The 12,093-nt window shown below is 55.7% G+C and carries 8 protein-coding genes and 2 pseudogenes; 1 reads left to right on the top strand and 9 read right to left on the bottom strand.

All coding sequences use genetic code 11. The annotated features are described in order from the left end of the window. Positions 1-128: 128 nt before the first annotated feature. The 6 genes and pseudogenes from QMZ05_RS20380 to QMZ05_RS20355 form a co-directional block, all read right to left on the bottom strand. The gene (locus QMZ05_RS20380; protein ID WP_353702360.1) at positions 129-365 is read right to left on the bottom strand and encodes a transporter substrate-binding domain-containing protein; all 237 of its coding nucleotides are present in this window, start codon (positions 363-365) and stop codon (positions 129-131) included. Between the two features lie 148 nt (positions 366-513). Continuing rightward, positions 514-888, bottom strand: a pseudogene (locus QMZ05_RS20375) (transporter substrate-binding domain-containing protein); the annotation flags it as partial. A gap of 1,486 nt (positions 889-2,374) precedes the next feature. After that, positions 2,375-2,713: an amidase family protein gene (locus QMZ05_RS20370; protein ID WP_353702359.1), complete on the bottom strand. Its 339-nt coding sequence runs from the start codon at positions 2,711-2,713 to the stop codon at positions 2,375-2,377. 1,463 nt (positions 2,714-4,176) lie between these two features. Then, on the bottom strand, positions 4,177-5,001 hold the full coding sequence (locus QMZ05_RS20365) for an ABC transporter substrate-binding protein (protein WP_353702358.1): 825 nt from the start codon (positions 4,999-5,001) through the stop codon (positions 4,177-4,179). 48 nt (positions 5,002-5,049) lie between these two features. After that, positions 5,050-5,814, bottom strand: a complete 765-nt coding sequence (locus tag QMZ05_RS20360; RefSeq protein ID WP_353702357.1) for an amino acid ABC transporter ATP-binding protein — start codon at positions 5,812-5,814, stop codon at positions 5,050-5,052. A 14-nt stretch (positions 5,815-5,828) separates the two neighbouring features. Beyond that, positions 5,829-6,662, bottom strand: coding sequence for an amino acid ABC transporter permease (locus QMZ05_RS20355; RefSeq protein ID WP_353702389.1), 834 nt, complete (start codon positions 6,660-6,662; stop codon positions 5,829-5,831). A 1,781-nt stretch (positions 6,663-8,443) separates the two neighbouring features. On the opposite strand from QMZ05_RS20355, the pseudogene QMZ05_RS20350 reads away from it, so the two are divergent. Further along, a pseudogene (locus QMZ05_RS20350) lies at positions 8,444-8,988 on the top strand (transposase); the annotation flags it as partial. Between the two features lie 255 nt (positions 8,989-9,243). Here QMZ05_RS20350 and QMZ05_RS20345 read toward each other — a convergent pair. Genes QMZ05_RS20345 through QMZ05_RS20335 form a run of 3 tightly spaced genes read right to left on the bottom strand, consistent with a single transcriptional unit; the run spans position 9,244 to position 11,877 of the window. Next, positions 9,244-9,675 carry a Rieske (2Fe-2S) protein gene (locus QMZ05_RS20345; protein WP_353702388.1) on the bottom strand — a complete coding sequence of 144 codons (432 nt, stop codon included), beginning with the start codon at positions 9,673-9,675 and terminating at the stop codon, positions 9,244-9,246. Further along, entirely contained in the window at positions 9,650-10,768 is a 1,119-nt protein-coding gene (locus QMZ05_RS20340; RefSeq protein WP_353702356.1) for an amidohydrolase family protein, read from the bottom strand. The genes QMZ05_RS20345 and QMZ05_RS20340 overlap by 26 nt, the downstream gene beginning before the upstream one ends. Further along, complete coding sequence (locus QMZ05_RS20335) at positions 10,765-11,877, bottom strand: amidohydrolase family protein (protein ID WP_353702355.1); 1,113 nt, start codon at positions 11,875-11,877, stop codon at positions 10,765-10,767. The genes QMZ05_RS20340 and QMZ05_RS20335 overlap by 4 nt, the downstream gene beginning before the upstream one ends. Positions 11,878-12,093: the final 216 nt, after the last annotated feature.

Raw genomic sequence — 12,093 nt, 5'->3', positions numbered from 1 at the left:
CTTCCACTCTGGAGTGGGACGCGGGGCGCAAACGGCTAAACGTTGCGAAACAAATCCGCATAAGACATAGACCGAACAGTTCATTCGAGCGGTTCTGTTTCTTGAGGCGGGCCCACACCCAACTGGGCTCAAGGTTGCGCGTTGATCACGGGCTGCTCAATTGCCAAATACTCCGGAAACTTCCACTTGCGCAGCAGATCCTGATAGGTTCCATTTGCGATAAGCGACACGAGCGCATCCTTGATCGCCTGCCCGAGCTGCGGATCGTCTTTTGAGAAGGCGATACCGAGTGTTGTGCTGAAGAAGGGCTTCCCCAGTACTGCATAGCGGTTCTCCTCGATCGTATTCTGATAGCCCATTTGCACGACCGCGTCTGCGCGGCTTTGATTCAGCTGCAGTCGTGAATCGCGACGTGCTTTGAATCTCCAACATGGCCACGGCACGCTTGCCGGCCTTGACGCAATTATCCTCGCTCCATTGCGCAAGCGCGGGACCTGCTAGACTATTACGCATGTTGGCCACGCTTTTGCCGCACAGCGCATCCGTATCAGGGAATTGAGAGCCGCTATCACGCAGTGTCACAAATGAGAAGCCGTTGTTCAGGTAATCGACAAAGCTAACCCTCTCACGTAGCTGAGGGGTGTCCGACATTCCGGCCACGATAACGTCAGCTCGTTTCGTCTTGATCGAATTCGTCAACTGTTGCCAGTCTGTTTCAACCCAGTTGACTTTAGCGCCCATCTTTTTGGCGATGGCCTCAAACAGATCAATATCGAACCCTATCACCTTGCCGCTTGTTGGGTCTTTGTATTCGAGCGGCGAAAACGCCGGGATAGTCGCGGCATTGATAGTCGTCTTTGTGGCTTGCGCGTAGATGGGAGTTACCATAAGGGTGAGTGCTGCGGCGAAAGCGCCGATTGCGAGTCCTGATTTTGAAAGCATGCTACCTCTCGAAAATGCCCGTTCAGAGAACGAGTTGGTGGCGGCTCAACTTTGCACTGTCTTTGCGTTGGTGGCTCTCCGCGTCTCCGCGGATAAAGTTAGGAGTAGTCTCACGCTTAAAGGCCAGAAAGTTCGACGCGGAAGCGCAGAAAATCTGCAAAGAAGCGCACTTCGCTACGACATTATAACTTCTACTACCCTCCCCTTTTCCAATTTCGCGGGAGGGCAATCATCGCGAGCGCGAATCGCCCTGCGGACCGAGCGCGGCTCGCTCGAGCTTCGAAATGCCATTAGACGCAAATTCGCGGCTCGTCAGGAAAGTGGCACGCGCAGCTGCGAGAGCTTTAAACTCTTCGGTGCCACGCAGGCGACAAGTTCATCGGGCCCGGACCGCGTAACCCCCGATTTCATCTATCATTCCTTGATTACCTCTGTTCGCGCCCCTGCGGTCGTGATTTTTCTGGTTCGATCACACGCGAGTGACGCAACGCTCAAGAGCGCGAAAATCGAATCCGATAATTGCCCCAGTCTGTGTTCGCAGTGCGAATACTTGGGCGTCAGGATTCATATTCCCATTTAGAGAACACGTAGCGCAGGCACGGAAATGTTCGGCACCCAGCGGCCGTCCAAGGGCTGGGCGATCTTGCCGATACATGGTCGCGATGAATGTGTTAGCACAGAACGAAGTCAATAATCTTCCACCGAAGCGCCGGCTGCGCAGAAGTACACCTTGCTCGCCTGACAATAGTCGATAGCCTTCGCGTGCTCCTAGTCATTTCCCACTGCATGCCGCATCAATGAAGATATGTGGTGCCGCGTCCTAACGGACTAAGCTTAGAATGAACAAGCCGATGGCCGGATGAAGCGCCTGCGGAACCAACTACTTCTCTTCGACAGCTCGGGCGTCAGCACGAGAAAGAACGCCAGCGAATCTACCGGCATGACTTTCTCTCCTCGATGGCCAGAATCGGTGCCTCCGAAGAGCATCTTTGTTGGTACATGTGCGTCCCATCAAGCACGGATGATCGGCCGGTTCCTCGGCGGCAGATTGGGTGGGTGCTGTTGCAGAAGCGAGGCGGCTGCCCGCGTACGGCCGCACTTCTCGGGAGCCAATCGAACCTGTTCGAAGGACCCGCGCATCAGCCCCAAGGGCGCGCGCCTGACAGCGATCGCGCGTTGCGAAACAACCGCAAGGCGTATGACGCGTTATTCACTCGCAATCTAAAGCTCACTTCGCTCTAGATATTGAATATCCGGTCAAGGCCTTACGGGTTCTTCATGGGCGACTATCGCGCTTCTATGCAAGCTGCTGCCAGTTCCCTCTAATCGCTGGGTCCGGAATCAACCGTAAGCGAGTAGCTCGCAAAGCCACCGCGCTTCAACGGCGGCGAAGCTGCCGATCTCATGCAGGAAACCGGTCCGAATTGACGAATTATGATGAATATCGGCGCAGCGCGTCCTCTACAAAGCGTGCGGCTGACAGCGCCGTCGCGTCCTCGCCATAGCGGGCCACGACCTGGACACCCACTGGTAAGCCGCCACTGGTAGTGATGGCCGGAACGTTGACACATGGCGTCCCCATCAGGGTCCATAGGCTGTTGAACCGCGCGTCACCGGTTGAGGCGAGCACCTCCGGCGCTGCACCTAGCGCCGAGAAGGTTAGTAGCACATCGAAATCGCAAAAGGCGTTGGCCAGCATTCTGCGGGCGCGTAGCTCGATCGCCACCGCTTCGTCGTAAGCCGACCGTGGAATGTCGACCGTTTCATCCAAGCTGGGCCCGCAGCATTGCCGCGATCTCGTCGTGATGGGTTCGATACTCCCAGGCCAGCGCCTGATGCCCCTCGAATTACATAATCACCGAGCGGCTTCGCCAAGCATCCCTGACAACTCCCGCTAGCTTCGGCATCTGCACGTACGCGGTGGCGCGTTCGACCAGCCACAACCGCGGTCTGCAGCGCCTCTTCGCTTTTGGCGTCCGGCTTGGCAGCAGACTCCTGCCTCACCACACCAATACGGGGCGGCCTGCTAATCGCTGGACCAACATCATTTCATTTGGACCGAAGATCGCTGGCCTTCAATTTCGGAGCGAAGTAGCCGAGTGACACCAACCTCACGGGCGCCGGCAAACGCGAGCAATTTGACCCGACGATCCGGTCCCATAGTCCCAGCCGACGCGATCAAGAAGGTACCGCTTGAGCGCCACCCAGACCCGGCGGCTATCATCATCACGATGAAGATTGGCCTGCGCTGCCGCAGCCCTGGCCAGCTGCAGATTCTGCCGAGAGCTCGACCACTCCGCTTCTTGATAGATCAGGTGCGGCCGGACAGAAATCACCTGGCTCAGATCGTGTTGCACCGATTGATCTATGTCACCCGAATGGTCAGCAGGAAGGGTGACGACGGCTTTTTGCCTTGTGTGTTGCCGCCTCTCGGTTCAAATCGCAGCCGCGTCATGGCCTGTTGCGGACGCGGATCAAATGCCCAGAGATAATTGCAAGGTCCTCGATCGCCCGTATAACCCAGGGTTTGCCGACACCCCAGCTGTCACGGAGGGTCCTCTTCTCGCTCTCGAGATTGGTGCGATAGTCGGCTTTCTGCCTATGACCGCGTGCGTGCAGCCCTCGCCATAAAACGGACGCACAGGCCCGATCTGACGGCGGCGATGGATCTCGACGCGCTCTTCAGTACCGTCCTCGAAGCAGAAGACGTAGTCCGTCTCTAGTGCGCCGAGCGCCACGACGTTCTGCAGGATGTCGTGACCGGTTTCCTCAAGCCGGACGCCGGATGTGTGCAGGAAGACGAGCCACTTAGCCGTGGTCGCAGGGATGCTCAACTCGACCGAGGCGCGCGCCGGATCAGGAGGGGATCGTTGACTTTGAATGGAATACCCAGGCAACACAATCGCCTTCGGGGGAATATTGAAGCACGTTTTTAAGCTGATCCAAAAGGCCTCGATGCCGGAGGTCGTCGAATTTGCAATTCCCCCTGAGGGGAACAGGCGAGAAAAGCGGAGAGCGGACCATACACCGCCCCGAGCAGCGGCACGAGAAACGGTTTCATCCGGTGCCCTGTCTCCGATCTATTTCTCTTTGTCAGCCCCTCTTCCACTCTGTAGTAGGAGGTGGGAACCACAAGCGGCAAAACGTTGCGAAGACCGCAAATGCGTCGCCCGAACTACTCACAGTTCACTCGAGCAGTTCTGTTCCTTGATGACCAACCACTCCCACCTGGGCTCAGGGCTGACCGTTGATCATGGGCTGCTTAATTGCCAAATTGTCCGGCAAACTCCACTTGCGCAGCAGCTCCTGGTAGGTTCCATCCGCGATTACTGCCGCGAGCGCATTCTTGATTGTCTCCCCGAACTGCGGATCGTCCTTAGAAAAGGCGATCCCAAATGCTGCGTTGAAGAAAGGCTCCCCTAGTACGATATATCGATTCTCCTCGATCGTGTTCTGATAGCCCATCTGCACGGTGAGTTGCACGGCCGCGTCTGCACGGTTCTGATTCAGCTGCAACCGCGAGTCGGCCGTGCCTTGCGTCTCCAACACGGTAACGGCGGGCTTGCCGGCCTTAGTGCAATTATTGTCACTCCATTGGGTGAGCGCGCGAGCTGTAAGACTATTGCGCATATTGGCGATGCGTTTGCCGCACAGCGCATTCGTGTCGGGAATTTGAGTCGCATTGCTACGAAGCGTCACGAATGACGCACCGTTGTTCAGGTAATGCACAAAACTAAGAGTCTCACGCAGCTGAGGGGTATCCGACATTCCGGCCACGACAACGTCAGCTCGTTTCGTCTTGATCGAATTCGTCAACTGTTGCCAGTCTGTTTCAACCCAGTTGACTTTAGCTCCCATCTTTTTCGCGACTACCTCAAACAGATCGATATCGAATCCTATCACCTTGCCGCTGGTTGGATCCTTGTATTCAAGCGGCGCAAACGCGGGGGTAGTCGCGGCATTGATAGTGGTCTTTGTGGCTTGTGCGTAGATGGGAGTTACCGCAACAATGAGTGCAGAGGCGAAAGCACAGATTGCGAGTCCGGTTTTTGAAAGCATGCCTACGTCTCCTTAAAAATCCCTGTCAGAGAACGAATTGGTGGCGGGTCAACTTAGCACTGCCGAAATGAAGTTTCGTGTGCGCGCGTGATTGGGATTGCTCAGAACCTGCGCCGGAGACCCTAGTTCGATGACTTGTCCCTGATCCATGAACACGACCCGGTTTGCCACTTCCCGGGCGAAACCGAGCTCGTGCGTCACGACAATCATCGTCATTCCAGTTCGCGCAAGATTGCGCATGACGGCGAGCACTTCTCCAACAAGCTCTGGATCGAGCGCGGAGGTTGGCTCGTCAAACAGCATCAGCGACGGCTTCATCGCAAGCGCACGGGCGATCGCGACACGTTGTTGTTGACCACCCGAGAGCTCAATCGGGTACGCATCGCATTTTTCGGCAAGGCCGACGCGCGCAAGCAATTCGCGAGCATCAGTCTCGGCTTGCTTCTGATCCTGCCTAAGTACTTGAGCGGGTCCTTCGACAACATTCTGCAGTGCCGTCTTGTGCGGAAATAAGTTGAAGCGCTGGAACACCATTCCCGTCGCAACACGCTGTCGCGCGATCTCGCGCTCGGACAGTTCGTATAGTTTGCGGCCCACACGACGGTAGCCGACCAGTTCGCCATTCACCCATAAGGCACCGCCATCAGTCACCTCCAGCTGGTTGATGCAACGGAGGAAGGTGCTCTTTCCTGAGCCGGATGGTCCGATCACGCACAGCACTTCGCCGCGCTCGATCTCTAGATCAATGCCCTTGAGCGCTTCGAATCCGCCGAACGATTTGCGCACGCCGACGGCCTTGACGATTGGATTCATGTCAATATCCCCCGTCATCGCAATTGCCTGGGATTACCAGCACCGCGCGCGAAATACCGCTCAACTTGCGTTTGCAGCATAGAAAGCACACTTACGACGACCAAGTACCAAACAGTCGCCACAATCAGTAGTTCAATGACGCGGTTGTTCGCATAGTAGATATTCTCAGCGTTGTGCAGCATTTCTGAATACTGGATCACGCTCGCGAGCGACGTTAGTTTGATCATACCGATGAATTCATTGCCTATCGGCGGAAGAATCACCCGCATAGCCTGCGGGAGAATGATCCGCCACAGCGCCTGCAGCGGCGACATGCCGATAGCCTTTGCGGCCTCATACTGGCCCCGATCGACGGATAACAGACCGGCGCGCACGACCTCCGACGTATAGGCACCCTGGCAAATCCCTAACCCTAGCAACGCGGCAACGAACGGCGTCATCACATCGACAGTGCGCACCTCGAAAAGCCCGGGAATGCTGATGGTCGGAAATACGAGCGCGAGATTATACCAAAGCAACAGCTGAAGCAGTGCAGGTGCGCCGCGGAAGAGCCATACGTAACTTGCCGCCGACCATTTGACGACCGGATTGGCCGACAGCCCCATAATCGCAACGATCACGCCGATCGCAATGCCAAGCAACATTGCCAGAATGGCCATCACGACAGTGTTGACTAGGCCGGTGAGGATCGGATGTACCGCGAGGAAGCGCCAAACGACGGCCCATTCGATCTGTCCATGCGCGAAGGCCATGGCGATCCACGCAGCAAACGCAACTATCACAGCAGCGCCGACGTAGCGGCCCACATGCTTCCGTCGCACATGCTCGAATCGAGAAATGTCCTCCATGAAGTGATCCTGGTCGCTGGTCGCTGACATTTCGGTCAACGCGATTGACATATTCTTTGACTCCCTTTGATGCCACACTTGTGGCTTTGATGCCACTCAGGCGGCCCGCGCGTCCGAGTAGCGCGCCGCTTTCACAGCCCTCTCAGCATCCAACTCCACCGTTGCTGGAGCTGTCCCAGCGACTCAGGTCTCCCGCTAAACAGCGCGTCGTCGCCCGTTCGAGCAAGAAAAGAACTGGTTAAGAGCGCCGTTTCCAAGCGCTTTCATGCTGCTCTTGGTGGTCACAACACCGTCCGGGGCCACATTGGCTCGGAACGAAATCACGCCCGAGTTACTCCTCATCTCGAGTACTAGAGGCAGAGGTCACCGCGCTTACGACCTCGCTTACAGGCTTCGAAAGCGCCGCCCCCGTACGCGAAGCCCGATGCCGAAGGATCTCTTCACGGTCACGGTCCGATCTTTGATCTATTCAGTTCGTCATCGCCGCCTACTCCAGGTCATGTCGCCGACCCTTCCGCCAGATCCCGAGAACGAGTCTCGACTGACTCTGATCATACCGCGGCCTCCGCGGCCCAATTGAAAAGCCCTGGAGGCGGCGCGCTCGCGGTCTAATCCGAACCTAGATCGAAATGCTTGTCTGAAGCAGCGATCCCAACGACTCTTGAAAGGCAACGTTGAGTCGCTCAAGCCAGTTCGGAGCGATGGTGCCGTTAAGGCGAAGGCCCGCCTTCTCCAAGTAAGGGTTTTGTATGGATGAAAGCATCCGCGGCGCAATCGCGTGCGCGTCTTCTAAACTCATATCGCCTCCTTAGTCGGGCCGGCTCTTTGCGTTAGGCGGCTCTCTGCGTTTCCGGAAATAAAAGTAGGGCTAGTTTCACGCTTAAAGCGCACAAAATTTGGCCCAGAGCCGCAGAAATTCTGCAGAGGAAAGGCATTTTCCTACGACAATGGTATCTTCCGCCACCTGCTTTTCCAAAATCCGTGGTTACCGGCTCGTAGCTCGAGGGACGGGCGAGGTTCACGATCTCTTTAAAGAGATCGGCTCGTGTCTATGCTTGACCATACACTTAAGGACGTGGCGCCGGGCCGGTCGGAAGTAATCACTGAGACAGGAAAGCGCTGCTGATTCTCCAGGGGTAACAAGGCCCGAATTGTCGAGGAGACCCTGGTACTAGCCCGGTCGTTCCACTTGCCGGGCGATATGGGTTAACACTCCAACAAGTGTTCACGTGGCGACGGCACGCCGCCAATCGCGGCACGTTGACGAACCACTGTCTGTACCGGCGGTGATAGACGCGCCAGCAGAGCAGCCGTAGGTCCAAGAGCGCAGGGCGCAGTGATGCTAGCATCATTGCCGTCTTGAAGGCGGCGACTCGATCGACAAGGCACTTCCATCGCTGCATGCTTGCGCGACGGGTTCGATGCAGGAATTTCGGAGGCAATAGTGCGCATTGTAGGCATACCGGGTGACGAGTCCAGGTTCAGCCCACCTTGAATGTTGAGCGCGCAGCCGCCTCTCTTTTTGTCAGCATCTCGCCATCTCGCAGTCGGTCATAGCGCGCGCGCAGGCCGTACCGATGGACGAGATACACGACCAGCAAGGCTGTGAAGCGGCATCGTGGCGGTCGCGCCGCGTTCATCCTCCCGGGCTCAAAAATGGGGATGTGCTTGTCGAGTAGCTTGTCGACTAGTTCGACAATGCCGGAGGCGTCTTCACCTGTTGGGGGGGGGGAAGATTTTTTGCTCATCGTGGTGAGCGTTTGGATTTTATCGCGCTTGACGGGCTTCGCGGCGTCGAGCTCGTGATCTCCGATGCCATGAGAGCATCAAGGCCGCGTTATCAAGGGGCTCAACACCCCTTGGCAGCGTTGCCGGGTTCACTTCATGCGCAACGTCCTGGCGCATGCCGGCAAAAGCGGGCTGCGCGTCGTCTCCGCCTTCATTGCCACCGCGTTTGCACAGGTTGATGCCGAAGCGGCCAGGGCGCAGTGGCGCAAGGTCGCCGATCAGGTCCGTCCCAAACTGCCAAAGCTCGCCGCCTACATGGATGAAGCTGAGCCCGACGTGCTCGCCCATATGAGCTTCCCGGCTCGCACCGGGCCAAGCTGCACTCGACCAATCCGATCGAGTGTCTCAACGGATCAACCGACGGACCGAAGTTGTCGGCATCTTCCCCAATGAAGATGCCATCGTTCGTCTGGTTGGCGCGATCCTGCTCTAGCAGAGCGACGAATGGGCCTTTCAACGAGCTCGCTACATGACGCTGGAAACTATCGCGCCCTTGAGCGATGATCCCATCGTCGACCTACCCGCTGTGGCAGACTGAGCCTTCCGACCCGCCGGAAAATGGGCGGCGATTCGCCATCAATACACCACGCCACGGGAACACGATCAAATTCAAGCTGCGTCTCAGATCCACGACGTTGTTCCTTCAGGAAACGCTCTACGTTTTCGAAGACAAGCGCGACAAATTGGACTCAATGTGTCGCTAGTTCCTGTAGGATCCAAATGAGGCGCCGTTCACGACCGAACCACGCCTAATGCAAACTCCGTCTCACGTGTTTTCTTTCCACACTCGCGCTCACAACTCTAGCACGACGTAGTTGTTCTCAACTGAGACAGCAAACGTTTCTGCGACATGGGGTCCCTTCTCAACGGCCGCGCCGGACTCAATCGTCACATCGTAAGACTTTGTTTTCACAGAAATCGGACTGCAATAAGATTGTCCAGAACGAATATCGAACTCCCAACCATGCCAAGGGCACTTTATGATTTCCCCTAGTCGCGTAAATTTGGAGCAACCGGGACCGTCCGATTCAATCAGCCCGGTCAGCAATCCGTCGCTTAAACGCGCTCCGGAGTGAGGGCATCTGTCAAGAAGCGCGAAGAACTGCCCACTCCGATTGAAGACGACAATCGGACGTCCTTTCACCGTTGTCGCCAATCGACCACCGTCCGGGATGTCGGTTACGGGCGCAATCACATGCTTAGACACCCCGCGCCTCCAACCCATATAACTTTGCTGCATTCTCGAAGAAGATTCCCCGGCGCTCAGACTCCGAGAGGGCGCATTTGAAGGCTTGACTTGGGTCGTCAAAATCCCAGTGCGGATAATCTGATGAAAAGAGCAGACGTTCCCAACCAAACCATGTCACCACGTCCCGCAGATCGTTTGCTCTTTCAGGTTCATCCATTGGTTGCGACGTTAAATAGAGCGCTCGTCTGACATATTCCGAGGGTGGCATCTTGAGATGCGGCACTTCATCTCGCATGCGAGTCCACTGACGATCAGCGCGCCAACACCATGAATTAATCCACGCAAAACCACCCTCCACGAGCACAACTCTCAGCGTTGGAAACCGCTCGAAAACGCCTTCGAAGACGAGGCTGGTTAGAAGTTCTCGATGTTGAAAGCTTTGAACATGGTGATGCTCTTCATAAAATGAAGGCCAACCCATTGCGCCAGGTAAGCCGCTTTCGCCACTGACGTGAATTCCCATCGGCAAGTTATGTCGAACCGCGGCTTCATAGATAGGCCAATAACGTTGACGACCAAGCGCCTCGGTGGCACGACTTGCCATGAAAATTTGGACGAAGTCTTTGTTACCACCCCAACGCTCGATTTCCGCGACCGCGCCCTGAGGGTCCTCTCCATTGACGAGCAAACTAGCCTTGAGCCGCTTTTCCTTTTGCGTCCATTCATTATGCAGCCAATCATTGGCGGCATTGGAAAGAGCAGTCCCAAATTCCAAATTCCTGTCGTTCATCCCCATGGGATGTAATAGAAAAAGGATGCCATACTCGACTCCGCATGGATCTAGATAGTGTTCTTTCATGAACGACAATGAAGAACCCGGCACGCCCCCTTCCGGCGGCCAAGCGTCTCGTCGAGAAAAGGTGGGGACAGCCTGCGGATATCTCGGCGCATCAACAAACGGCTGTCGCATGCGGAGACCATAAGTTTCCAGGTGCGACTTCCATCTTTGGCTCAAGTAAGGATGCAAATCTCTGTATGACTTCATCCTGGGATGGATATCGCAATCGATAATCCTTTTCCTCTTCTTTGCCGTGCCCCGCATAGCGCCCGGCTCGTTTGGCGTATTCATCGTTGCAGCTCCTGCAGACGAGGGTAAGTCATTAGCGGATTATCGACGCAGATCTTTTGCGCGAGTGTCTGTGAAATACCACTTGGTAATGCTCGGATCCCATCGAAGTGGTGGTGCGGGTAATCAGTGGAAAAGAGGATCATTTCGTCGGATCGGATTTGCTCGAACACACGCTCAAATATTTCCGGCGTGGGAGGCGCGTCGATAGGTTGGAGCGTGAAACGGAAATGATCGCGAATAATTTCGGATGGGGACTTATGAACCCACGGCGTCTCGAACCGCATGCCTCGCCAGGACTTGATAGCGCGCCACAAGAAGTGTGGCAGCCACAGAAAGCCAGACTCAGAGCAAACAAACTGGAGATCTGGAAACTTCGAGAAGACACCCTGAGTAATTATGTTAAGTATTTGCGCCTGGAAAATGTTAGGATGATCCACATATTCAGCAACATAGAAAGATTGCCAACCTAGGGATGACGGCGGGAAGGCATAATTGCCACCACAATGTATCGCAATTGGGAGTTTGTGCTTACTGGCTACTTCGTAGATGGGCCAGTAATACTGTCTTCCGAGTGGCAGCCCGCTTGACGAAAGCATCAAAACTTGGACAAATCGTGAATTTGGAGCCAATCGCTCAATCTCCTGAGCTGCGGCAACCGGATTCTGCGGTGTCACGACGATTGAAGCATGGAGACGCCGATCAAATGGTAACCACTCCTCGGCAATCCAGTCATTTAACGCCTTACCAAAGGCGACCGCCATTCCTTCATCAGCAATAGATTGAACTGCGTAAACCGGATTCAATATCGCTGCTCGGGATCTAAATGGCTCCAACCCGTGCCTGATCAAGTCTTCCGGTCGGGAGCCTGGCTGCCCTTCACTTGTGCGCCAGTCCGGGCGGCATAAAGCTGGAACGTTAGGGGGAAAGCTGGAGCTATCCCAACTGTCGCGATTTAACCCACGTTCGATGGCCATCGTTTTCCAGGGTTCATCCAAGTGTGGCAGAAGGCAATCTAAACCGGCCACGGCGGGGTGGATGTCGCAATCGATGCACCCTAGATCGGGCAAGTTCTCGCCTTCGAAGCAAGAAGTAACGGCATTATCGGACATGCTCAGATCTCATGTTGGCCACCGGTTGAAAAATCGTTGTTCCCAGCCTCAAATAATCAAAACCTTGAGGTGATCATGGGATTACTCGCGGCTTGAAAGCCTTTAAACGCTAGTGAAGGGATCGCCGAGAGCTTGCTCTGTCCTTACGTTGTACCGACCAGCGTACATGGACATTCAATCGCGCCCCCTCTAGGCAGCGATCGGTTAAGTAGCAGA

Origin of the sequence: Bradyrhizobium sp. INPA03-11B (assembly GCF_040446015.1) — a bacterium.
Lineage (GTDB): Bacteria > Pseudomonadota > Alphaproteobacteria > Rhizobiales > Xanthobacteraceae > Bradyrhizobium > Bradyrhizobium macuxiense_A.
The sequence above is the reverse complement of the archived record's forward strand: the minus strand, read 5'-3'. Positions and strand labels throughout refer to the sequence as shown.